The following is a 23,053-nucleotide window of genomic DNA, read 5'->3' as shown; positions in this document are numbered from 1 at the left end:
AGTTAGTCATTGGTCATTTGTTCTTTGTAAATGACTAATGACAATCAACTGCTATAGTGAAGTGACCTGTACGCTCGTGGGGTTTTTCCTGTCCATCGCTTGAAGGCGCGGTGGAATGCGCTTGGTTCAGAAAAGCCTAGCAAAAAAGCCACATCATGTATTGGGGCATCTGTTTTTTTAAGGTGTCGTAGCGCTAATTCTTTTCGTGTCGCATCCAACAGTTGTTGGTATGAAGTACCCTCTGTTTGCAATTCTCTCTGCAAGTTACGAACGCTAATAGCTAAATTGTGGGCAATAGTCTTGAGTGCAGGAACTTCTCCTTTTAAGTGTTGAGAAATTGCCTGAACAACAAGGTTGCTATAAGTATTTTCTTGACTCAAGTCATCCAACATAACTTTTGCATGTTGTTCAAAAATAGACAAGAGGCTGGGGTTGGCTGATAAAACTGGCCAATGCAAACAACTGGCATCTAAAATCATTCGATTTGTTGGTGCCCAAAAACGTATGCCTGAGCGAAAGATCCGCTCATGTTCAGAAATATCATTTGGGCGTGGGTGTTGAAACCAAACTGTCTGGAGATAGAGCTGTTTACCTGTGAGCATTTTTGTTGCTGTGATTAAGGCGGCAAAGGTACTCTCGATGGGATGCCGAGGTTCTTCTAATAAGTAGTTTTTTAAGTGGTCTACGATTTCACAGTCACACAATACCTGCCCTTCAAATGTTGAAAAATTAATGTAAACACCTTGGCTAAATAAACGGGTGTAACAAGAAAGTTTTTCTAAAACTTGATCGAATGTATTACAATTCAACAGCACATAGCCGACAATGCCGATCGCAGCGACATTAAAAGCTTCCCCCAAGTGCAAGCCAAAGTTTTCGTCACCTGTCAATTTAACCACTTCACGCCACAAAGCTCTTAACGGCGCTCCAGTAATCTGCTGGTCGGGCATTTCTATCAGTGCTAGGTCAATTCCCGCAGCAGTACAGAGGTTTTTAGCATCAATCCCATAGGTTGCTGCATATTGAACAATGTCTCGAACGATAGATGCGGAGAAAGTTGCCTCTTTCATAAAGCATTCAGGCGTAGTTTTTAAATCGGCGTGTTCGGTCAATACCTTGGCGCATAATGTCAATTCCAGATTTTGCAGACAGCATACCTTGAGAGTATAGACAACGCGAAAGGAATTTTTCAAAATGATATCTGCAAAATTACGCACTCACTCTGCTGATGTAACCTTCACCACAGACTCAAGTAGAGAACAGATTGAGAACCCTGTAACAGGCGATCGCATGACGATTCTTTGCTCAACTGATGATACTAATGGTGAGTATGTAAAATTCTATTTTGAACTGCCATCGGGATCGCAAGGTAGCCCCCTGCACTACCACGATACTAAGACAGAAATCTTTGAGGTCTTGAGTGGCTCACTGGAAATGGAAGTAGGTCAGAAAGGAAATATCAAAGTATTGCGTGCAGGAGAAGTTTTACAGGTTCCGGCTGGCGTGTATCATAGTTTCCGTAATGCGTCTGATAATTGGGTGACTTTCACTTCTGAAGTCCGTGCGGCTGGCGAGTTTGAGCATTTTCTGCGATCAATGTTTGGACTAGCGATCGACGGAAAGGTAAACAAGGAAGGAATGCCTACAAATATCTTGCAGTTTGCTTTGCTGGTTAAGAAGGCAGACACGATCATTGTTGGACCACCAGTATTTGTGCAAAAGCTGATGATCGGAATTTTAACTAGAATTGCCCGATTTTTGAGGGTGGATCAGTCATTAGTTAAATACAGATAAATAAATATTGGGCATTGGGAGCTTGTTCATTGATATTGCTATTTTCCTGCTTCCAGCCTTTTTTATAACTGTTATTTGCAACGGTCAAAAAGTCAGATTCCATCGATAGAGATAATTTTAACAAGTAGGGATGTTCAAAAAGAGCAAATATTTATGAGGTTAATACGCGATCAAGTTGAAAATTAATCTTGGTTTAAACCACAACCTAGACATCGCATACAAACAAAAAAAGCGGCTAAAACTGAAATTATCTCAAATGCTAATTGAAATGACAAAGGGGCTAGAGCAAATCCCCAAATCAGAAAAATTGTCCCAGTTACCAACCCAAGCGATAACCTCTATAAATCAGTAGTTTCCTAGCCCTGCAAACAGTAAAACTTTCATTTTGGATGATTAAGACTGTAGTTTTTATTACAACAATTCTGCTAACCACGTTAAGTATTAATGTTTGTTTAAATTGAGTTTAAATCTTAATTAAAAGGTAATATCTACCTATTAATCTCTTTCTTAAGATGCAAGTCATCAATGTTAAAAAAAGAGTAAATTTTTAATGTTTAGCGATGAAAGGTTCCCTAAAATTGTTTATGTTTATATATAAATAAATCACTAATTATATATCCTACTATTAGGATTGATCAAGCTTAAATTAGCGTGATACTTGTTGTACCAGACATAAAATTGCTATTTCGCTTCCCAATTTGTGACAGATTAATTATTTACTATTCATGATTCAAAAAATAACAGCTTTTAAAGCAAAGATTATGTTCTTAACGAAAAGTTTAAAAAGAGTGTTGGTCAGTTTTATTTTGAGTATTATAGTTGCAGCTTTTGTTGTTACTCCTTCTATCTTAGGAAAGAATTTGTATTGGATTGATGGCTCATTAGCACCTTTAGAAATTAGTGTTAATGCTCAGACTCCTGCTGGAGTAGAAGAAGCACAACAGAAAAACAATAAGCTATCTCAGAATTCTGGGGAAGCAACGAAAAATAGTCAACAGGGCAAAAGCACTGAATCTAAAGAAGAAGGACAGGGATTAGATATTTTCAAAATCATCACGGGGGCGCTGGCGGGGCTAGTGCTGTTTTTGTATGGTGTAACACGAATGGCTGAAGGGCTAGAAGCGATCGCAGGCGATCGCGCCAAAAGTCTAATTAGCAAATTCACCACCAATCGTTATGCTGGAGTAGCAACTGGCGCGGTGGCGACAACAATATTAGATTCCTCCTCAGTGACAATTATTATTGTGATTGCAATGGTGAGTGCTGGTTTGCTGTCATTTGTAGAATCTCTGGGCGTGGTATTGGGTTCCAATATTGGCACAACTCTTGGCGCTCAAATAGTTGCTTTTAAAATTAGCGAGTATGCGCCAATCGCAATGTTTGTTGGTTTATTACTAATTCTTTTGGGTAAGAAAGAACGCTGGAAGCAAATTGGATTAGTTATTCTTGGCATCGGCTTGCTGTTTTTCGGACTTGATACAATTGAAACCGCAATGGAACCTTTCAAGGACTACAAACCATTTATCAAATGGATGGAAACCTTGGGGAACAACACGCTCTTAGGTGCTGGAGTTGGGGCGCTGTTTACAGTCTTAGTTCAATCTTCCTCTGCTACCGTTGCGATTATTATTATTTTGGCTAGTCAAGGATTAATCTCATTACCCGCAGGTGTGGCGTTAATGCTGGGTGCTGAAGTTGGCACTTGTGCTGACACACTGGTAGCGACATTTGGACGCGATCGCCCAGCAGTACGCACAGGTATTTTTCATTTATTATTTAACCTTGTTTGCGCTGCTGTAGGAATTTTATTTGCCAGTCAATTGGCAGTACTTGCCCAATGGATTTCTCAGTTAGCGGGTGCAGGGGATGATATTGCCCGCCAAATTGCAAATGCCCAATTAATATTTAACGTGCTGGGAGTGACGCTAGCGATCGCATTTTTGCCCTGGATTGCTCGTGCATTGGAGCGACTCATTCCTGATAGACAAAACCAAAATCGGCAGGCAGAAAGGGTAAAAGGGTGATAGGAAACCCGGATTTCTCACAAAGATTTAAACAACTAGCCCAAAACGTTTATGCCACTTAGACTTGAGATAAAATACCCCGTTCACATACTGTTATGATTCGTGCAGTGCCTAAAACACTCAAAATCTAAGCTAGATAAAGGTTTGGGTAATAGCTATCGCACCGCCTGTGAGAAATTCGGAAACTAACTATGAAGTAATTTAAATATTTATTACACTATCAAACACATAGTTTAAGTTATTCTTGCCAACAACTTAATTCTACTTGACTTATCAATATTTCCTGACCTATGTCAGCATTTTTTGTTTTAAAAACCACTTAAAAAACGTATTTTCAAGTTCTTAGCGATTTATTGGGAATTTTTTCTGGTTATTTACTGAGCTAATCTCCATTTGCGGTGTACTCTCAATATACGGTAACTATCACACTCGAACTTTGAGATAAATTACACCCAGAGGTGAATACCATGAAAAATTATGCTGATCAACAGGAATTTATATTAAGTCAAATCACAAATAAATATTTTCAGCGCCGAGATTTCAGTGGATGTGACTTGCGTGGGATCGACCTGAAAGGAATTGATTTAAGTGGTGTTAACTTCATAGGAGCAGATTTGCGTAATGCAAATTTGTGTGGCTGTGTCCTTACTCGTGCTAATTTAAGTGGTGCAAATTTGATGCAAGCTAGCCTACGTGAAGCTAATTTATATGAAGCATCTTTGTGCGAAGCTAATTTGATTAATGCTGATTTAACAGGAGCAAATTTGTGTGGAACTTTCTTATGGCGGGCGAAATTCATAGGTAGTAATCTTTGGGGTGCTTCTTTATGCGATGTGGATTTGAGAGAAGCAGACTTAAGCGAAGCCCAATTAATTGAAGCATCGCTGATTGAAGCTAATTTAGTTAGAGCAAATCTCACAAGAGCAAAGCTATGTGGAGCAAAATTACTAGAAGCTAATTTAACTGAGGCTAACTTAACTGGTGCAGACCTAACATGGGCAAATTTAACCAAAGCAAACTTGAGTAAAGCAAACCTTTGGGAGACAAACCTGATTTATGCAAAGCTGCGGGATACTATCATGCCTGATGGCAAAATTGAGCAACCTCAGATAGTTATTTATTAGTCATTAGTCATTAGTCATTTGTTAGGAGAGAAGAAGTTTCTATTTGCTCCAATGCCCAATACTTAATGACTAAAACTCACGTTGTGAGAAGATAAAAATAGCGATCGCTAACAACATGGCACTATAAAGTAAGCCATAGCTAGCATTTGTAATCAGTGCAGTTGCGTCAGGTAGTGCTTGCAGACCATAAACGGCATCATTTTTCAAATCTAATCGAGATAAATTTGGCAAGATGAGAAACAAACCTTGAGTTAGACGTTCCATACCAGGGTTGCTGCTCAGACGACCAAGTTGTACTAAATCTTGAGTAATATTTCCGATTAAATATACCGCAAAGGTTAAAACAGTTGCTAGCAGTGAAGCGTTAAAAACACCGAAGAGAATAGCCGCAGCAGTGATTAATGATAACTGCAATAATAAGAAAATTGCAGCAATTAAAATGCTCGCGGTTGGATGAGGAATGTTACCAAATTGCAGAAATACCAGATAAATTGCTGTCATTGTGGCGACAAGTACAGCTAATACTGCGGATAAACCCAAGTATTTGCCGATAATAATTTCGCTACGGCTGACAGGTTTAGCAATTAACACCAAAATAGTGCGTTTTTCAATTTCTTTATTAACCAGTCCCGTACCAACAAATATCGTCACAATTAACCCGATAACATTCATCGCCGCCATGCCAAAATCTAGAAACATTTTGCCTTCAGTCGTTGCTGCAAATTCAGGAAGGACACGGAAGGCAATGGCGAGTATTAGCGCATAAAAACCAATAATATATAGGATGCGATCGCGTACCACTTCCTGAAACACATTCTTTGCTAGGAAAAAAATTCTGTTAATAGCCATTTGTTATTAATTATTAGTCATTGGTCATTGGTCATTAGTCATTAGCTCTTCTCCCCCTGCTCTCCCTGCTCCCTCACCTCCTTGGAGGCGGCGCTCCAGGGATTAATTTACTAGCGCGATCGCATTCAATTTCTGCAACTGTAATGTTATTGCCCGAATTGCTAGTTGCTGCAACTGGTTCAATGCGACAAGATTTTTGCAAGTAATAACCCCGTGGGTTAGAACTTGGGCCTGTCCAAATACTTAATAAATTTAATATATATCCAGACTTAGTATTATCTATACGCGGTTCAACACGCCATAGTTCCTTCTCTTCATATTGGCCCAGGTTCTTTTGAATTACTTCTCTACCCAGAGTTTCTACACGATATTCCTCAGGAAGCAGCCATTTCTCTACTTCCGACCAAGGTCTTTGGGATATTTGACTTACTACTATTGGTTGAAGTCTCTCTAGAATTACAGCGCCGTTTCGTGGGATTTTTACTTGTTCTTCTGTTCTTACAACAATGGTACTACCTTTAAAAGTATCTGCCTGCAAGCTGGGATATTGCCGTAACCAATTATCCATTACAAAATAAAACTGAATCCAGCAACTTAGCAGCATACTACTAGCAACTAAAACTATGATTCTTTGCCGATCTTCTGGTTTAGGAATTCGAGCTTTTGCATCGGTATCATTCCCTTCAATAAACTCTGGTATTGCCGTAATTAATGCTGAGATTGTTGGCCAAAAAACGATTGTTCTTGGTGTAATTACGTCCTGTTGATTGCTAAATGCAAAAACGCTCACTAAGAATCCAGTGATCACTGCTCCGACTGGCATAAAAGTACCAGGAACCCTCAAAGGATCTTCGGTTGTATACCAAGCTGTGCCTGCAATTAAAAATAACCAACCGAAAAAAGCAATTATATCTTTGATATAACCTATAGCAAAATATGAGACTATCCAAGAAAAAACACTCAAATAAACAAATGTTTGCCAAGAATAAGCTTTGGGTGGAATTAAGACCCTTCTAATTCCTGCATAAAGCCCTTGAACAAATTTAAAAGCACCAAATACATCTTTAAGTAGCACATTCATATTTCTCTTTCCACCTGATTAATTAATAGTCTTCCTTTAAATGAAATCAGTCTTTGCTATTTTGAGCGAAAAAATAAAATAATAGTTATAGCACTATAACTCAAAGAATTTGCTATTAATGTAGTAATCACTAAATTTGTATTTTGTAATTTAGCACTGCTAAAATTACGCCATCGCCGTCGTTGAGATGTTTGAGGTTCTTCTTGTTTTTTAGCAAACTTTTCACTCAATGATAGTAGTAATACCCTTAAAATTAAAAATTTCATCAAAAAAGTAGCAAAGAAAATTATACAAGCAGTTAAAATGACTATAGTTTGTGTATTCGCTGATTTAAAATTATTAAATAACATATAGTTAATTAATTCTGATTTCATCTGTATTGGCAACATTGGTTCTGATACAAAAAATATCAACCAACCAATTACGCTAGAAAACAGATTGATAGAAATGGCATAAAAAATGCTAGTTTTTTTGTCAAATCTTAGTCTATTGTTTAAAACATACGCTTCGATAGGTATGGCAATCAGTACAAATAAAAAGTGAAACAGAATTCCACCAATAGGAAAAATCCTGGGAAGCATCCAACTTTCAGGCATAAATGGTCAAGGGTAAGGGTTAACTGTAGAGAGTATAACTGGGATAGTGAGGGTGATGGAGGAAATTATTACATTGTTCTTATCCTTTACTATGCTGGTGTGCCAAGATTCCTGATTGATATTATTAATACATCATACGGTCGCGCTAGAGAGGTAGTTTCTTTACCTAAGATTACAAGACGTTAGGTAAGATTAAAGACTGCCACGTTATAGCATTTCGAGAGATGACAAGGAACGGTATTGGTATTCGCACGGCGCAAGTGCGTCAGGAACGGCTCATTGGTCAAATTCACGTCTATGATGGCATGGGTAAAGGTAAGTCTCAAGCGGCTTTAGGAGTGGTTTTGCGCTCTATTGGCTTGGGGATAAATACACCTAGCAATTCTAACCGCGTTTTATTGCTGCGGTTTTTAAAGGGGCCGGAACGTGATTATGACGAAGATGGGGCGATCGCAGCTTTGCAGCGTGGGTTTCCTCATTTAATTGATCAGGTTCGCACTGGGAGAGCCGAATTTTTTGGTCCAGAAGAAATTACCACCTTTGACCGAGATGAAGCGATGCGGGGTTGGGATGTAGCCAAAGGTGCGATCGCCAGTGGTTTATATTCAGTAGTCGTCTTGGATGAAATTAATCCGGTTCTAGATTTGGGTTTGCTACCAGTAGATGAAGTAGTAAAAACATTAAAATCCAAACCCCAAGAATTGGAAATCATCGCCACCGGACGCGCCGCACCGCAAAAGTTGCTAGATATTGCAGATTTGCACTCAGAAATGAAACCTCATCACCACCCAACAGCCAAAGCCCTCTTTCTGGAAGGAATTGAAATTTATACTGGTGCTGGTAAAGGTAAGTCTACTAGTGCTTTGGGCAAAGCTTTACAGGCAATTGGTAGAGGAATCAATCATCCAGGATCTACCCGTGTATTGATTATGCAATGGCTAAAAGGTGGTAGCGGCTACACAGAAGATGCAGCGATCGCCGCCTTGCAGCAGTCATATCCAGAAGTGGTGGATCATCAACGTTGCGGTGGAGATGCGATCGTCTGGCGAAATTCCCGACAAGAATTAGATTATGTAGAAGCCGAACGGGGTTGGGAAATTGCGAAAGTTGCGATCGCCTCTGGGTTGTATAAAACTATTATTCTTGATGAACTAAATCCCACCGTTGACTTAGAATTACTCCCTGTTGAACCTATTGTTCAAGCTTTGCTCCGCAAACCCCGCGACACCGAAATTATTATTACTGGTCGCTGCCAAAATCCACCCGCATACTTCGACTTGGCTAGCGTCCACTCAGAGGTTTACTGCCATAAACACTATGCTAATCAAGGTGTAGAACTCAAACGAGGGGTAGATTTTTAGGCGTTGCTGATTAAGAGTACGAATTGAGTTTCATATAAAGGCAAGGCAGCGCATTGCCCAGAGTTTTTGGGGCGGAGGCTATGTTGCGGGTTCACCTATCTTTGCAAGGAGGCTCACACTGAACCTGATAAGGTCAGTGTCGAGAGGGATTGCGGGGTAAATTTTCTGAAAGTCCTACGGGGCTTATACTCTGATGCATTCTACTTTTAGCTAGTAGACTCGTCAATATTTAGATGCGTTTGCCCTGCTACGGATAGAGGCTGCTGCTGTTTTTGATTCCTTCTGATAGCCGCAGCAAGTGACCCCGTTCTTAATTGGAGTATATGCTGAGTCAGCTCGGATTGAGTCAGCAAATGCAATATGGCTGGAGTACAACAAGGACAAAACAATTGTTCAACGGGAAACATAACTATTACTGTCTCAGATTTGTATATTGAGTTAGGCATTCATGTTGCACTAGCAACACCAGTATGTGTGACAAACTAATTCAGGGGACTCTTATCAATCTTCCCGTTTTTCATGATGAGTTTAAAAGCTAAAATTCCACTATTCAACCGAATGGATAGGATAGCTAGAGTGTTGCAAATCTCATTGATCCATTGCGCTCCCGAATGGCACAAGCTATTCTCATCAGAGAAAATTTTCTTACACGTATATCAATCAATCCTTTATGAGGGACAAGCACCTTTAATAAAGTATCCTCGCGCTGGGATTGCACCACAAACATTAGAAAAACTCACTGCCGGTGCTATCTTTGCTGCCACAATCGCTATTACAGGTGTTATTAGTACCATTCAATTCAGAGGTAGTAGTTGCACCAACTGCCATTACTTGAGACCATTCACTGACGCGGTTGTTATCTAAGACAGCTCGCACTCGATAACCAAGCTGAATTTTATGCATTAACAAGATTAAATCACGGTTGAGTAATCCTTGTGATTTTTGGTTTTCATTAGATGCAGCTTGTATACGAAAGCAGCGATCGCTTTGTCGTTTCAACTTGGGAGACTTGCCTTCCATAAGCACCGTTTGCAGTTCGTATGCTTCAGCTTCAGGATATGCTTCCCAGCAAAGTTGCCAGTAAGTCGACCAGCGAATTAACTGGGCTGGTAATTCCTCGACTTCATCCGACAATGTAGACACAAGTCCGGTGACTGAAGGTTGTACCACTTGAGGCTGATTGTAGGTGATATCAACAGTTACAGGTTTTATAAATCCTGGTTGCCCAACTTTCTGTGCAGCTATAGATGAACCATCATCAACAATTAGTATCAGCCCGAATATGAAAGTTAACAGCAGCATCAATCGTAGGCATTGTAATTGCACTAACGACAAGATTTTCAGATTCATAAATTATGCAAAAGTTAATTGCTTAGGCACAAGCCAAGAAAAAAGATACCAGCCGTAATAAAAGAGATCCATGCTACACAATGAGCAGCTAAAAACACGGCTGGTATAGAAGTGAAAGCTGTCTCCCCTTACCACTCCACAGGGAGAATGATGCTGCCGTTGTCGGCATAGATTGTTCGAGAACGGATCTCTGTTCTGGGAGCTAATGTAGAATTGAAGACTGCGCTTCTTTGCCCAATTGCTGATCTATTGCCAATGCTGGCGCGGAATATAACAGAGTTCGGCCCTAGCCCTACGGCATCACCTATGCTAGTTTCAGGGCCATCAGCAACACCATTGACAACCTGCCTACCGCCATGAACTAGAGCGCGAGGCCCATAACCAACTCCATTACCAAGAGTCAAACTAGTGGTTTCTAATGCGTGAAAGACAACATCGTTTGCCATCCCAGCAATTGACCCAACATTAAAAGGTTCACCCTCATCAGCACGTAGCGAAATTCTATTAGCTAATTTGTTGTTAAGGGTTGCTAAAGAATCTTGGAAAGTAAGATTACCGATAATGCGGTTACGATAGTTCGGATCACGAGTTGGACTTCCATCTATCTGCGGCAGACCTCCAGAATTAAAGAAGGTGACGGGAGCGAAATTTATCCCTTGTACGTTTGTCAAGTCTGCCCTAGCTAATTCTGTGTAACCTTTGGCAAATGCTTCATTGACTTCAATAATGCCTTCCATTAATGCAACGTCGGCTTGGGTCAGGTTTGCCACTTTCCCCAAACTGCCGCTAGTAGCTTCAAAGTTATTTGTGACGTTTTTACCTGGCAGGACTACTTTCCCGGAAGGCAAGGTAACACCAGGGCCAACCCGTGAGAGAAAGTTAATTACCGTGTTTCTTTCTACAGTTGCACCGTCTATTTCACAGTTGAAAGCGAGAAATGTCTCTGGAATATCGTTGTTGAACTGAACATTACTAATCGGGTCGGTAAAAGGCCCTGTTGAGCCTTGAGTACCGATTTTGGCTGCACCTTTGACAATGGCCATGTGTGCCATAATGACACGCTCGCCAATCTCCACTCCCGTTCCTGAAGCTGTGATTTTCACTTGGTCTTGGACATTAGAATCTGCTGCAATACTAATAGGAGCATCAGTAGCATCTAACTGGGCAAATGGAGCGACGTAGACTTTTTCGCCCAATGTAATATTTGTGGGATTGGTGATTGTTGCTGTTGGGTCAACAAAACTAGCTGACTCTGAAGGTGCGGTACTTGGGCATATAGGTAGGTTTCCCACAGTTGGATTACACGTTCCTCCAGCAGCTACTGCGGGTTGTATATATATCTGTGTGCTGATGGCAAACGCTAGGATAATTGCAGTTAAAGCACTAAAAATTGTGCGAGGTTTGAACATGGAAAGAAAAGTCCTCACGGGTTATGGAATATTTAGCTATGGGATAATATGCGCTCTTCAAGTAAAAGATATACTCAGGCACTCGCCTACAGTGCGTGAAACGCGATCGCAACCGCAGGAATTACTCAAAAATTACATTGCCCCCGTCTTTATTTAGGCTCTTTCTCTGTTTGAGTATAAAAAATGCGGGTTAACCACCCCAATAGCCTGCCAATTTGAAGATTACTGGCAAGATAGATGATAATAAGGTGTTCAAAAGTGGAACTGTAACTCTCGTTGTTGCCCCAGCAACCGCCTCATTGTAGACACTTTCCCAAGCTTCTGGCCCGCTAGTAGATTGTCCATGAACTTGTGTACTAACAGCTAACGTTAAGCCAAACGCAGCTAAACCAACTAGTATTGTGCGACGTTTCAACATTATTTCTTGATACCTAATAGTTCACTAAGTTTATTGGGTAAGGTAAAGCGAAAAGGTACAGGACATACTTAAACTTTTCGCTTTATCTAACCTAATAACTTTCAAATTTAATCAAGTACAAATTGCTACATCTAGCAACTAACAATCTATTGTAATCTTATTTGCTGTTTAACACTAGAGTTTTAGATATTGAAAAAATTTATGGAAATAATAAAAATAGTATTAAATTTATAATGAACAATATGTGTAAAAAAACAATAGTCTAATAAAAAAATCATCTATCTTAAGAAATAAAATTAGATTACTAGTATAAAGATAATCAGTATACACCGATATACACCGAAAATGATTTTAACTCTATCTTTGGGGGGATGAAAAGTTAACCTATATGGTAGGTAGCAGTTTGCAGAAGATAATAGACATCAATAACTCTAATCTTATTTGATTTAAAAACTACTATTTGAAGGCAGAAAATAGAGAATAGATTTTTTTAACTCATGTAACATCTGCAATTCAATACTTACCTTCCCCCTAACGATGCCTATGCTGTCTTGAGAACAGCGATTGCTACATCTTTGCACTTGACCTTCAGTCAGTTTGAGAGGTAACAGCTTTTATTAATACTTCAATTATTGTTTTCCGAGAGTGACATAACAGGGATAAGCCGGGAAATTTTTCTAGCTTCTTGATGAATAAGTCTATTGCCTTTTCTGCTGCCAACTGCCTCATAATCAAGCTTTGACATTTTTGTGAGGCGGGTTTTTGGGAGTTGCGATCGCTAAGGGGATTAATTTATGGCACTGTTGGATGGAATGATTGCACAATTCAATTGCCGAATTGCGTGATTTTGGACAATATCAGTTATATCCTTAACCCAAAGCGAAAAACAGTTACAAAAAAGGTAGATACGACATGAGTAGCAAAACATCCAAGGTTGGGGTCATTGGTGCAGGGAATGTAGGTGGAGACGTAGCAAATGCTTTAGTGCTACTCCGTAAATGTGTAAGAGTCGTGCTTTTTGACCGAACCTTATCAAAAGCTGAGGGAAAAGCATGGGATATTGAAGATAGCATTCCGCTACTTGAAGAGATGGAGATTATACCATCAAATAAGTATGAGGATTTAGCTGATTCTGATGTAATTGTCGTAACTATTGGGGTACAGCCGAAAGCTGGACAGAGCCGATTAGATACGTTGAGTGACAATGCAGAGATCATACGTTCGACGATGAAAGAATTGGATCGAGTTGCACCGAATTCAATTGTGCTTATTGTTAGTAATCCAGTTGATGTACTAACGCGGATTGCGATCGCCAGTTCCACGAGAGCAGAAAACCTAATTTTCGGTTCGGGAACCGTTCTTGATACTGCTAGACTGAGATATCAACTTGGTAAGCGACTGAATGTTGCCAAACAAGATGTTCATGTTTATGTGATTGGAGAGCATGGAGACAGTGAATTTGTCGTTTGGTCTAGTGCATTTATTGGGGGGATTGCATTAGCTGAATTTCCCATACCACAAGGAGAAACGCTGGAACAAATTCATCAAGAGTACGCAGAGTTAACCCGTAAGCGAGGCTATAACATTTCTGAACGCAAAGGAAATACTAGCTATGGCATATCAATAGCAGTTTGTCAGTTAGTTGATAGTATCCTACGAGATGAAAAACAAATATTTCCAGTATCAGTGAGAGCAGATTCTAGCTATGGAGTAGGAACTGAAGTTGTTTTTGGACTTCCATGTATCATTAGCTCAACAGGTATTGAGCGCCAACTGGTGTTACCAAGAAATGCTCACGAACAACGCTTATTAGAAGAGTCAGCCACCCAACTGAATCTTGCCTATAATTCTTTGGATAATTAAAATCAACTCATATAGCCTGTTTTAAATGCGGGATAAGCTTATCTAATTTAGTAAATATCTTCTAATAGGCTATAGTAATTGATTTTTTTATAGATATTTTTGACTTATTTTTCTTTTGTGCTTACTTGTTGAAAGAGACGTGCATATCCTAAAGCTATTATATACAAAGACTTTTCTACTTGTACACAAACTTTAAATAGGAAAATCTGGTTACAAAACCAATATTTTGATACTAATTATAAGGCTACAGTACATCAAAGAAAGTTGTATATTTGCACTGTAGAAATAAAGAGAAAAAAATGATTGACTTCAGCCTCACTCAAGAACAGGAGATGTTGCAGTCTCTTGCGCGTGACTTTGCTCAAAACGAGATTGGGCCTATTGTTCAGATAATTGAAGAGTCTAACAATCCAGAGATGGAACCTTGGGATTTCTGCAAACACGTTTTCTATAAGGGAGCTGAATTAGGATTTACATCCTTGATGGTTCCAAAAGAGCTAGGAGGTTTAAGTGGAAAGTGCATAGACTTGGCTGTAGTGTTAGAAGAAATAGGCGCTGTTGATGTCAGCATTGCTTGTAGCTACTTTAATCTCACCGCCGCTATGTCGCTTTTTGTCAGCAGAGCTGCAACCCAAGAACAGCAAAAACGAATACTATCTTTTGTCAAATCTGGAAAACCCCATCTATTCAGTGCCGCAGAGAGTGAACCGAATGTCGCCGCCTCGGATATATTCTGCCCGCTCCCAGATCCTAATATTGGGATGAAAACCTTTGCAACACGCGAGGGCAATGGATACATTCTCAATGGAACAAAATCTTCGTTAGTTACAAATGCTGGGATTGCGGATAGCTACTTCATCATTGCCCGTACAGCGATGGATAAACCATTGCACGAAAGTTTGTCTATCTTCTACGTTCCAACAGAGACACCAGGGATTAAGTTTGGCAAAAAGACACAGATGATTGGTTGGAAAGCTTCTCATCATGCTGAGATTTGCCTGGATAACGTGCCAATCCCTGCGGAAAATCTGATTGGACAAGAAGGAGAAGCAGGAAAACTACTGATGTTACTTCCAGAAGTAGCTATAGGGCTGGCAGCTTCTTATGTTGGTTTGGCTCGTGCTGCTTATGAGTATGCTTTGAATTATGCCAAGCGAAGAGTCAGTTGGGGTCGTCCGATTATCGAACATCAGGCAGTGGCTTTAAAATTAGCGGACATGATGATTAACACTCAAGCTGCACGACTGATGGTATGGGATGCAGCAGTTACAGCTGAAACTTCTCCCCAACTTGCCGCCACAATCAAAGCACCAGCCGCCAAGACCTTTGCAGTGGATGTTGCAATCAAAAACGCACAAACAGCAATTGAAATTCTTGGGGGTTATGGGGTAACAAAAGAGTGTTTGGCTGGCAAGTTTCTTGCTGATGCAACTATCGGGTATTCCTGTGACTTTACGCGAGAAATCTTGCGTCTGGGGATAGTGAACTTTTTGTAAGAGATTGAAGGGTAGCTAGCTATTTCCAATAGCAAATGTGCCAGGACAATATTTCATACTAAGTTGCCCCTTGGGTTTAAGAAAAGTCTTTCACAATGGTTATTACTCCTGTATTTTATTTACAAATTCTGGACAATCCGAATATTGAAATTTCTCAAGATAAGTTGCGATCGCAAATGTTCGATTTGCTTAGACGGCTCAAAACATGAGAAAAAAGGCGTGAAATTTATTGAAATTAATAAATATTGCTGGCGCACTAACGGGAATTTTTACTTTTTGGTAATAAAATATTTTGCACAAAGCGATCGCGTCCTGCTGCCTTTGCTTGATACAATGCCCGATCGGCGGCGGAAATCATCTCTTCCATGTCAGAATCTGACTGAGGAATTTGTGTCGTAAACCCGGCACTCAAGGTTACATAAGGGCTAACTCCAGAATTTATATGAGGAATTGCTAGTGTGCGGACAGCATGGCAAATATTGTCGGCAACATGAGTCGCCCCCTCGGTGTCTGTGTTTGGTAAAATCACAGCAAATTCTTCCCCACCATAACGGGCAACTAAATCTCCAGGACGCTTAATAATATCTTTGATGGCTTTAGCAATTTTTTGAAGACAGCGATCGCCTACCCGATGACCATAGGTATCGTTATATAATTTGAAGAAATCAACATCGCAGAGAATCAGGGAAAGGGGGGATTGCTCCCGTTTCATGCGCTGCCACTCTTGGTTAAAATACTCTTCAAAACATCGGCGGTTAGCTACTTGAGTTAATCCATCGATAGTAGCTAATCGCTGCAATTCCAAATTAACGGCTTCTAGTTTTTGCTGTAACTGAGATTGCTGAATCAAGCGTTTTACCCGTTGTCGCAAAACTGGCCAGTGGACTGGTTTGGTAATATAGTCCATTGCCCCCACTTCAAATGCACGGTCAACTGACTCTTGATCATCAAGTCCTGTAATCATTAAAATTGGAGTGTGCTTACTACGATTAAGAAGCTCCAACTGAGTGCAACACTCAAACCCATCCATATCTGGCATTAGGGCATCAAGGAGTACTATATGAGGATCTAATTGCTTAAAAACTTTTATTGCTTCTATACCATTTTCAGCTTCCGCTATTCGATAGCCTTCTTGTTCTAAGAAATGCCGCAATATCATGCGGATAAAAGGTTCATCATCAACAATTAGAACTAAAGATTGGCTTTCTTGAGCATTGGCTTTCATAGTACTTCCTTCACAAGTTCTTTTTATAAGACGGTTTTAACTTGTTCATATTCTTGATATAGTTGTGAGAGTAATTCTAAGCTGTTTTCTAATTTACTGCTGCGTCCCTGGGCTTTTAATACCTTGCAAAGCTGCGCCAAAGCGATCGCTTGCAAAACTTTCATCGCATCCGGATTAATCATCGACTGCACCGACTCTTCATCAATATCAGCATAGCTCTCAAGGCATTCTATCGGCTCCAGAGACATTCCAGTATAACCAGTATAAGCAAATTTAAAAACACGTAAGGTTATAAGTTTGTGGTGCGCCATACCGTTGCACTAGCACTTTTACCTGTTTAATATTTTTTTCTTCTAGTGCATCTGCAACACTTTCACTTAACGCACTCGTCCAGTTATCCAAATCTGCTTGTCGCGATCGCATGAAGTAATCATGGAACAACCACAGGATATAACCTGCCATTAACGGCGTTCCAAAACCTGCCAGCATGAGATATGTGCCTAACTGGCATAAATTGTATTTAATTTAATCCCAGGTATCCAGCCTCTGATGAAGGCTGCTCCCCAGAACAAGGATGAAAACCTTATAACCAAACAATCTTGGTTTAATGATGACTGCTTAATTTACTCTTGATTGTTACTGTTCTCTGTTGGGGAAATTTTATCGTGAAACTTGTTCCGCCTCCTACCTCGCTATCAACATAAATTTCTCCATGATGTATTTCTAAGCACTTTTTCACCACAGCTAGTCCTAGTCCACTGCCAACAATCTTACCTACATTGTTAGCACGATGAAAAGGCTCAAATAAATGCTCTTGAAATTCTGAAGGAATTCCTATACCATTATCTTTAACTTGGAAAAATATTGCGTGTGGTTCACAACTAAGAATTAAGAAAATTGTTTCCTCTGGAAGTGAATATTTAATTGCATTTGAGAGTAAATTACTTAAAATTGAATACAGTATATTTTCATCTAATTTGGCATGAGTACAGTTACCTTGACTGATAAATTTAATAGTATGCTGTTGTTGATTAGAAAATTGGAGGTCTTCTATCAAATTAATGCAAAATGCTTCCAAATCCATGAGTTCTGGATGAAATTCTAATTTCCCAGCTTCTGCTCTAGTCAAAGTTAAAATATCGGTCAGTAACTGGTTCATTGACCTAGCTGAAGATTGAATGCGATATAGATTTTTAAGCTTCTTCTCTTCTGTCCACTGTTGATTACTTTGAGCCAATAGTTGAGCCGAACCTAATATAATACTCAATGGTGTACGAAATTCATGGGATACCATTGAAAAAAAACGTAACTTCAATTCACTAAGTTCTTTTTCTTGAGCTAAAGTTTTTTGAAGAGTTTCTGCTTGTTGACGTTTAACTAATTGTTGATAAAGCAAAGTATAAACGCCTAATAAAATGGCAAAGCTCAAGAAAGTACCGAGGAATTCAATCAACATCCGGTTGCGGATATTATCTTGAGAATGTCTCACCGAGATTTCCAGTAAATGTTCCTCCCTAGCTTGCATTTGGGTAAGTAGTTCACGGATTTGACCACGGTTTTGGTTGCTTTGGTTAACTAGAGGTGCTTGAATAGCAAAGCTTGATTTACCTGCTTCTTTGAGGTTAATTGACTGTTTAGATAATTCAACTCTTTGAGTAAAGAGTAATTTTAGTTTTGTTAATCGCTGCTGTTGATAAGAGTCATCAGCAATTTGTCGCTGCAACTTTTGGACTTTGGCATCTAGGCTTTGCATTGCCTGATAGTAACGTTTGAGTTCTAATTGCTCTCCATATAGGATATAACCTCTGCGTCCTGCTTCTGCATCAGTTAGTGTAGCAAAGATGTCGATAATGTTTTTCATTACCTCATGTGTATCCTTCACCTGATTGCTACTTGCAATTAGCTGAGTAGCGTTTTGGTAAGAAATCAAACTAACTATACCCATTAATAATAAGGATAAGCCAAAGCCAGAGGCAATCCATTTTCTTTCCAGCGACCATTTCATAGAAAAAATCAATTAATGGTTTAGAGTTCATATTTTATCCAACGCCTTACATCAAAGTAAAGATTTTTCCAAGTTAGAATGTTGCTTGCTAGCTTAACTGACTGCGAAACTTACTAATACTAATAGTTAATAACACAACAGCAAAGGCAACTAGAGCCAAAACATTCATCCACAGTACATCTAAGCCAACACCTTTGAGCAAAATACCTCGAACGATCGCAATGTAATGACGGAGGGGATTGAGTAAAGATAGGGCTTGAAACAAAGGTGGCATGGCTTCAATAGGTGCGATCGCTCCAGAAGTTTGTACCATTGGTAAATTAATAAAGAAAGATGTCAAAACTACCTGTTGTTGGGAACTATTTACAGTCGCCAACATAATACCCAGGCTAATCCCGACAAATACATACATACTTGAGAGGGCGAAAAATAGCAGAAAATTACCTCGAAATGGTACATGAAATATTACTGTTGCTAAAGTGGTAGCTAATAAAACATCTCCCATTAATAAAAATGCTAAAGGGACAATTTTCGATAGTAATATTTGCCAGTTAGCAGCCGGAGTCATTAGTAATTGTTCTAAAGTGCCCGTATCTTTTTCCCGGACAACAGTAATTGCTGATACTAATGTCCCAATTAATGTTAAAACTAAACCCATAACTCCTGGTACAAAAAACCAACTACTCGTCAGTCCAGGGTTGTAAAGAAATACAACTTCAGGTGAAACTGGGGGATTTACTTTACCTTGGGTTAATTGTAGATTATATTGCTGGATAATTTGATTCATATAATTTCCGGCAATCCCGGCTGTATTAGCATTTACAGCATCAATAAATACTTGAATTTCTGCTGATCTTTGTGCCAGTTGACGCGAAAAATCGGGAGGAATTATTACCCCAACATCTAGCTTTCCTTCTTCTACCTGACGACTCAATGCTTTTTCACTGCTTGGTACAGATTCTAAAGTGAAAATTCGATTTGATGTCATGGCTGAAACTAACTCCCGACTAGCACTGACGTTGGCATAGTCAATGACACCTAATCGCAAGTTATGAACGTCGGGATTAAGGATAAATCCATAGAGTAATAATTGAACTGTTGGCGGGATAACTAACAGAACAATTAATTGCTTGTTGCGGAGAATTTGATTAATTTCTTTCCGCATTAATGACCAAAATGGGCTATCAAATAATCGCTGAATAAGTTTCATAAATTACTTAAGTAGATAATTGCATTCGGCTTAAAACTCGGCGTGATACGTTGAAAAATACTAATCCCAAAGCTGCAAGCATGAGTAAATCAAACCAAACTCCGGCAAATCCTGTACCACGCACGAAGGCATCACGAGTGATATTGATGTAATAACGCGTCGGTATTATGTTAGGTAGTAGTGATAAGGGAAAAGGAATATTGTTGAGAGGATAAATAAAACCTGAGAGTAATAATGATGTGATAAATCCTACAAGAGAAACACCTTGTACAGCAGCATTTTGATTACTACTGCGGACTCCTAAAAGCAATCCGAAAAAAACGCTATCTGTCAGAAATAGTAAAGTGCCAATTAGTAACGTTATGGGATTGCCAACTATGCCAACTTGGAAAATAATTGAGCCTAATACCATAACTACTAATGTTTCCACAATGGCAATTAATAGGTATGCTAATCCTTTACCAAGTAATAGTTCAGTAGCACTAATACTAGAAGCGTAGACTTGTAAAATTGTTCCTTTTTCTTTTTCGCGTACCATTGCGATCGCTGAGAGCAATGAAGGAAAAATCCATAGTACAACTCCGTAAGTTCCTGGCACAATATACAGCGATTCTAATCTGCCAGGGTTAAACCATAGACGCGTTCTTGCTGTAATACTACTAGTCGCAGGTATCAGTTCATGCTCTTGCATGAAAAAGTTTGTCACTCTTTGAATACTATTTTTAATTACACGGGCATTGTTAACATCAGTGGCATCGATTAACACTTGCACATTTGTACTTCTACCTGCTTGAATATCACGGCTAAATTCTGGCGGAATAATCACTGCGGCTTTAGCAATTCCTTTATCTATAGCATCGCGTGTGGGATTGCCACCAGACCATTGTTTAGGCACAAATTGATTGGTGGCATATAGTCTTTCAATATAGCTGCTACTTAAGTTTGTGCGGTTAAAATCTTGCACAATCAAGGGAATATCTTTACTCTCTAACCTAATGGCAAAACCAAAAATTATTAAAGTAATGAATGGCAATAAAAATGCTAGTGCTAACGTCAGGCGATCGCGGCGAAATTGGGCTATTTCTTTTACACATTGAGCAATAATTCGTTTCATATATATTAATAAGTACGGCTTTGGCTAAAATCAGAATGTTTTTAAACGCAGAGGAACGCGGAGGTTAGCGCAGAGGAACGCGGAGGTTTTTGGAGGATAATTTGCTGCATACTCCTTTTCTATTTTTGCGATCGCTGTACTATACCAATAAAGGCATCTTCTAAAGAGAAAGGAATGGGGCGTAAAGAATTGATGGTAATTTGATTAGCCTCTAAAAGTTGAGTTAGTTGATCTCTTTCCTGTTCAGGATGATCGAGAACAACGTGTAAACTATCAGCAAAAATCGAGATGCGCCAAGGCTCGAAGTGTTGTTTGAGTATCTTGGAAGCTACTTGGTTTTGATTGACAGTAATTTCTATTAGTTGTCCCGGTTGCGAGGCTTTGATAGAACTTGGTGAACCTTCGGCGACGGTTTCTCCTGCAACCATAAAACTCATGCGGTTGCACTGTTCAGCTTCTTCTAGATAGTGTGTTGTTACTAAAATGGCTGTACCGTTACGGGCAAAGTCATTAATCAGCTTCCAAAACTGGCGACGCGCCAAGGGATCTACCCCCGATGTGGGTTCGTCTAAAAATAAAATATCTGGTTCGTGCATCACACAAGCACCGAAAGCGACTCGTTGCTTCCAACCACCCGGTAGCTGTCCAGTAATCATATTTGCTTGTCCTTCTAAACCACAGGTAGCAATTACCCAATCAATTTTTTCCCGTCGGAGTTTGCGAGGTACGCCGTAGACTCCGCTATAAAATTCGAGATTTTGCAGAATAGTTAAATCGTCGTAAAGGGTGAATTTTTGACTCATGTAACCAATACGTCGCCGTAAGTCTGCACTCCGCAGATTTCCGGTTTCACCACCCAAGGAAATTTCACCGCCACTTGCTGCTAGTAATCCACACAGCATCTTAATTGTGGTGGTTTTTCCAGCACCGTTAGCACCCAACAATCCAAAGATTTCCCCGTAGCGCACTTCGACGTTGACATCTTTAACGGCTTGGAACTTGCCAAAAACACGGTTAAGGTTGTGAGCATATATGGCGATTCCCTTTGTGTCTCCTTGTCCTCTTTTGCGAAAACGAGGAAATGGAAAAAATTGCGGCGCAGAACCCTGTTGTCGCAGGCGGGTGACAAAGACGTTTTCTAATGTGGGTTCGCCATGCTCGATACTGGGAGAAGGTAACTGATGTTGTTGCAGCAGTTCGCGGACTTGGATTTCGCCGGAATTTATATCTTCAACAAGGACATCCAAGCGATCGCCAAAAGTTTGTACATCTACTATATTTGTCTGGTCAGTCTGAGATAATATCTCTTCTGTAGCTTGTAGATTTGCTGCTCGCAATTCCAAGCGATGCAAGCCTAAGTTACCTCGTAATTCTTTGGGTGTGCCAATTTCATGAATTTGCCCACTGTACATCAAAGCCACGCGGTGACAGCGTTCAGCTTCGTCTAAGTATGGTGTCGCAACTACAATTGTCATCCCCTCGGCTGATAATTCTCCTAGCACATCCCAAAATTCCCGCCGGGAAACTGGATCAACACCCGTGGTAGGTTCATCTAGTAACAATATTTCTGGTTGAGAAACCAAAGCACAACACAGCGCCAGCTTTTGTTTCATCCCACCAGAAAGTTGTCCCACTAAGCGATCGCCAAATCGCTCTAAATACATTAATTTTAAATATTTATTGCGGCGTTTCTGCAACAAATCATCTGCTACTTGCCGCAAACCTGCTGCATAACGTAAGTTTTCATCAATACTCAAATCCAAATACAGCGAAAACTGTTGTGTTAGATAACCTGTAATTAATCGCGCATCTCGTGCAGGTTGATTAAATATTTGCACCTCTCCCGCCGTTGCTTCCATCACACCGCCCAAAATGTGAAAAGTGCTAGTTTTCCCCGCACCATCAGGGCCGATTAATCCAAACATTTCACCTTTATGGACGCTGAAATCAATTCCCCGTACAGCAGCTAAGTTTCCATAGTGTTTGTGTAAGCTATGAACTTTAATTGCTGTGGTGCTAGATGATTGCGGTGAGTTTGGAGTAACAACTGTTTTTTGCTGTTGCATCATTTAGCCTCTTAGCTTGAGAAAGTGGTGGAGAATTGAAGGTGGAAATTTAAACGCAGAGGAGCGCG

21 protein-coding genes are annotated in these 23,053 nt (G+C 39.9%); 7 read left to right on the top strand and 14 right to left on the bottom strand.

All coding sequences use genetic code 11. From position 1 onward, the window contains the following. Positions 1-44: 44 nt before the first annotated feature. The gene (locus H6G96_RS19445) at positions 45-1,193 is read right to left on the bottom strand and encodes an AraC family transcriptional regulator (protein ID WP_242063333.1); all 1,149 of its coding nucleotides are present in this window, start codon (positions 1,191-1,193) and stop codon (positions 45-47) included. A gap of 1 nt (position 1,194) precedes the next feature. Here H6G96_RS19445 and H6G96_RS19440 point away from each other — a divergent pair, with 1 nt between their 5' ends. From H6G96_RS19440 to H6G96_RS19430, 3 genes are all read left to right on the top strand, one after another. Beyond that, positions 1,195-1,794, top strand: a complete 600-nt coding sequence (locus tag H6G96_RS19440) for a cupin domain-containing protein (RefSeq protein ID WP_242063332.1) — start codon at positions 1,195-1,197, stop codon at positions 1,792-1,794. A gap of 806 nt (positions 1,795-2,600) precedes the next feature. Continuing rightward, positions 2,601-3,818: a Na/Pi symporter gene (locus H6G96_RS19435; protein ID WP_242063331.1), complete on the top strand. Its 1,218-nt coding sequence runs from the start codon at positions 2,601-2,603 to the stop codon at positions 3,816-3,818. Positions 3,819-4,285: 467 nt separating this feature from the next. After that, on the top strand, positions 4,286-4,942 hold the full coding sequence (locus tag H6G96_RS19430) for a pentapeptide repeat-containing protein (protein ID WP_190912969.1): 657 nt from the start codon (positions 4,286-4,288) through the stop codon (positions 4,940-4,942). Positions 4,943-5,011: 69 nt separating this feature from the next. On the opposite strand, the gene H6G96_RS19425 is transcribed toward H6G96_RS19430, so the two are convergent. The 3 genes from H6G96_RS19425 to fraC all read right to left on the bottom strand — a co-directional run bounded on the left by H6G96_RS19425 (position 5,012) and on the right by fraC (position 7,468). Next, positions 5,012-5,791: an ABC transporter permease gene (locus H6G96_RS19425; RefSeq protein WP_190912968.1), complete on the bottom strand. Its 780-nt coding sequence runs from the start codon at positions 5,789-5,791 to the stop codon at positions 5,012-5,014. A 73-nt stretch (positions 5,792-5,864) separates the two neighbouring features. Next, on the bottom strand, positions 5,865-6,872 hold the full coding sequence (gene fraD / locus H6G96_RS19420; RefSeq protein WP_190912967.1) for a septal junction protein FraD: 1,008 nt from the start codon (positions 6,870-6,872) through the stop codon (positions 5,865-5,867). Positions 6,873-6,928: 56 nt separating this feature from the next. Next, positions 6,929-7,468, bottom strand: a complete 540-nt coding sequence (fraC, locus tag H6G96_RS19415) for a filament integrity protein FraC (RefSeq protein WP_190912966.1) — start codon at positions 7,466-7,468, stop codon at positions 6,929-6,931. A gap of 224 nt (positions 7,469-7,692) precedes the next feature. Between fraC and H6G96_RS19410 the strand changes: the two genes are divergently transcribed. After that, positions 7,693-8,829 (top strand): cob(I)yrinic acid a,c-diamide adenosyltransferase, encoded by a 1,137-nt coding sequence (locus H6G96_RS19410; RefSeq protein ID WP_190912965.1) that lies wholly within the window; start codon positions 7,693-7,695, stop codon positions 8,827-8,829. 726 nt (positions 8,830-9,555) lie between these two features. On the opposite strand, the gene H6G96_RS19405 is transcribed toward H6G96_RS19410, so the two are convergent. Both H6G96_RS19405 and H6G96_RS19400 read right to left on the bottom strand, forming a co-directional pair. Further along, positions 9,556-10,179 (bottom strand): hypothetical protein, encoded by a 624-nt coding sequence (locus tag H6G96_RS19405; protein ID WP_190912964.1) that lies wholly within the window; start codon positions 10,177-10,179, stop codon positions 9,556-9,558. Positions 10,180-10,307: 128 nt separating this feature from the next. Further along, positions 10,308-11,588 (bottom strand): acetyltransferase, encoded by a 1,281-nt coding sequence (locus H6G96_RS19400; RefSeq protein WP_190912963.1) that lies wholly within the window; start codon positions 11,586-11,588, stop codon positions 10,308-10,310. Between H6G96_RS19400 and H6G96_RS19395 the strand changes: the two genes are divergently transcribed. Continuing rightward, positions 11,587-11,745, top strand: a complete 159-nt coding sequence (locus H6G96_RS19395; RefSeq protein ID WP_190912962.1) for a hypothetical protein — start codon at positions 11,587-11,589, stop codon at positions 11,743-11,745. The two genes, H6G96_RS19400 and H6G96_RS19395, sit on opposite strands and share 2 nt — an antisense overlap. Positions 11,746-11,778: 33 nt before the next feature. Here the strand turns inward: H6G96_RS19395 and H6G96_RS19390 are convergent, their stop codons facing one another. After that, positions 11,779-12,006, bottom strand: a complete 228-nt coding sequence (locus H6G96_RS19390) for a hypothetical protein (RefSeq protein WP_190912961.1) — start codon at positions 12,004-12,006, stop codon at positions 11,779-11,781. A gap of 912 nt (positions 12,007-12,918) precedes the next feature. Between H6G96_RS19390 and H6G96_RS19385 the strand changes: the two genes are divergently transcribed. Together H6G96_RS19385 and H6G96_RS19380 are read left to right on the top strand one after the other, a co-directional pair. Then, positions 12,919-13,869 carry an L-lactate dehydrogenase gene (locus tag H6G96_RS19385; RefSeq protein ID WP_190912960.1) on the top strand — a complete coding sequence of 317 codons (951 nt, stop codon included), beginning with the start codon at positions 12,919-12,921 and terminating at the stop codon, positions 13,867-13,869. Between the two features lie 299 nt (positions 13,870-14,168). Beyond that, positions 14,169-15,365, top strand: a complete 1,197-nt coding sequence (locus tag H6G96_RS19380; RefSeq protein ID WP_190912959.1) for an acyl-CoA dehydrogenase family protein — start codon at positions 14,169-14,171, stop codon at positions 15,363-15,365. A 256-nt stretch (positions 15,366-15,621) separates the two neighbouring features. Here H6G96_RS19380 and H6G96_RS19375 read toward each other — a convergent pair whose 3' ends face one another. The 7 genes from H6G96_RS19375 to H6G96_RS19345 all read right to left on the bottom strand — a co-directional run bounded on the left by H6G96_RS19375 (position 15,622) and on the right by H6G96_RS19345 (position 22,985). Continuing rightward, the gene (locus H6G96_RS19375) at positions 15,622-16,590 is read right to left on the bottom strand and encodes a PleD family two-component system response regulator (protein ID WP_190912958.1); all 969 of its coding nucleotides are present in this window, start codon (positions 16,588-16,590) and stop codon (positions 15,622-15,624) included. Positions 16,591-16,613: 23 nt separating this feature from the next. Next, the gene (locus tag H6G96_RS19370) at positions 16,614-16,838 is read right to left on the bottom strand and encodes a hypothetical protein (RefSeq protein ID WP_190912957.1); all 225 of its coding nucleotides are present in this window, start codon (positions 16,836-16,838) and stop codon (positions 16,614-16,616) included. Between the two features lie 25 nt (positions 16,839-16,863). Then, positions 16,864-17,079, bottom strand: a complete 216-nt coding sequence (locus tag H6G96_RS19365) for a hypothetical protein (protein WP_242063330.1) — start codon at positions 17,077-17,079, stop codon at positions 16,864-16,866. Positions 17,080-17,194: 115 nt separating this feature from the next. Beyond that, the gene (locus H6G96_RS19360) at positions 17,195-18,595 is read right to left on the bottom strand and encodes an ATP-binding protein (protein ID WP_190912956.1); all 1,401 of its coding nucleotides are present in this window, start codon (positions 18,593-18,595) and stop codon (positions 17,195-17,197) included. A gap of 88 nt (positions 18,596-18,683) precedes the next feature. Further along, positions 18,684-19,805, bottom strand: coding sequence for an ABC transporter permease (locus H6G96_RS19355; RefSeq protein WP_190912955.1), 1,122 nt, complete (start codon positions 19,803-19,805; stop codon positions 18,684-18,686). 7 nt (positions 19,806-19,812) lie between these two features. Further along, positions 19,813-20,919: an ABC transporter permease gene (locus H6G96_RS19350; protein ID WP_190912954.1), complete on the bottom strand. Its 1,107-nt coding sequence runs from the start codon at positions 20,917-20,919 to the stop codon at positions 19,813-19,815. A 119-nt stretch (positions 20,920-21,038) separates the two neighbouring features. Continuing rightward, a complete protein-coding gene (locus H6G96_RS19345; RefSeq protein ID WP_190913038.1) occupies positions 21,039-22,985 on the bottom strand; it encodes an ATP-binding cassette domain-containing protein in 1,947 nt (648 codons plus the stop codon). Positions 22,986-23,053: the final 68 nt, after the last annotated feature.

Origin of the sequence: Nostoc sp. FACHB-892 (assembly GCF_014698795.1) — a bacterium.
Taxonomy (GTDB): Bacteria; Cyanobacteriota; Cyanobacteriia; order Cyanobacteriales; family Nostocaceae; genus Nostoc.
This window is presented reverse-complemented; position numbering and strand designations above follow the sequence as displayed.

Excerpts from the sequence above, each read along its gene's own strand:
- H6G96_RS19360 (WP_190912956.1), bottom strand. The coding sequence starts at position 18,595 with ATGAAATGGTCGCTGGAAAGAAAATGGATTGCCTCTGGCTTTGGCTTA.
- H6G96_RS19390 (WP_190912961.1), bottom strand. The coding sequence starts at position 12,006 with ATGTTGAAACGTCGCACAATACTAGTTGGTTTAGCTGCGTTTGGCTTA.
- H6G96_RS19405 (WP_190912964.1), bottom strand. The coding sequence starts at position 10,179 with ATGAATCTGAAAATCTTGTCGTTAGTGCAATTACAATGCCTACGATTG.
- H6G96_RS19430 (WP_190912969.1), top strand. The coding sequence starts at position 4,286 with ATGAAAAATTATGCTGATCAACAGGAATTTATATTAAGTCAAATCACA.
- H6G96_RS19395 (WP_190912962.1), top strand. The coding sequence starts at position 11,587 with ATGGAAAGAAAAGTCCTCACGGGTTATGGAATATTTAGCTATGGGATA.
- H6G96_RS19350 (WP_190912954.1), bottom strand. The coding sequence starts at position 20,919 with ATGAAACGAATTATTGCTCAATGTGTAAAAGAAATAGCCCAATTTCGC.
- H6G96_RS19355 (WP_190912955.1), bottom strand. The coding sequence starts at position 19,805 with ATGAAACTTATTCAGCGATTATTTGATAGCCCATTTTGGTCATTAATG.
- H6G96_RS19425 (WP_190912968.1), bottom strand. The coding sequence starts at position 5,791 with ATGGCTATTAACAGAATTTTTTTCCTAGCAAAGAATGTGTTTCAGGAA.
- H6G96_RS19440 (WP_242063332.1), top strand. The coding sequence starts at position 1,195 with ATGATATCTGCAAAATTACGCACTCACTCTGCTGATGTAACCTTCACC.
- H6G96_RS19385 (WP_190912960.1), top strand. The coding sequence starts at position 12,919 with ATGAGTAGCAAAACATCCAAGGTTGGGGTCATTGGTGCAGGGAATGTA.
- H6G96_RS19380 (WP_190912959.1), top strand. The coding sequence starts at position 14,169 with ATGATTGACTTCAGCCTCACTCAAGAACAGGAGATGTTGCAGTCTCTT.
- fraC (WP_190912966.1), bottom strand. The coding sequence starts at position 7,468 with ATGCCTGAAAGTTGGATGCTTCCCAGGATTTTTCCTATTGGTGGAATT.
- H6G96_RS19400 (WP_190912963.1), bottom strand. The coding sequence starts at position 11,588 with ATGTTCAAACCTCGCACAATTTTTAGTGCTTTAACTGCAATTATCCTA.
- H6G96_RS19370 (WP_190912957.1), bottom strand. The coding sequence starts at position 16,838 with ATGTCTCTGGAGCCGATAGAATGCCTTGAGAGCTATGCTGATATTGAT.
- fraD (WP_190912967.1), bottom strand. The coding sequence starts at position 6,872 with ATGAATGTGCTACTTAAAGATGTATTTGGTGCTTTTAAATTTGTTCAA.
- H6G96_RS19410 (WP_190912965.1), top strand. The coding sequence starts at position 7,693 with ATGACAAGGAACGGTATTGGTATTCGCACGGCGCAAGTGCGTCAGGAA.
- H6G96_RS19365 (WP_242063330.1), bottom strand. The coding sequence starts at position 17,079 with ATGCTGGCAGGTTTTGGAACGCCGTTAATGGCAGGTTATATCCTGTGG.
- H6G96_RS19345 (WP_190913038.1), bottom strand. The coding sequence starts at position 22,985 with ATGCAACAGCAAAAAACAGTTGTTACTCCAAACTCACCGCAATCATCT.
- H6G96_RS19375 (WP_190912958.1), bottom strand. The coding sequence starts at position 16,590 with ATGAAAGCCAATGCTCAAGAAAGCCAATCTTTAGTTCTAATTGTTGAT.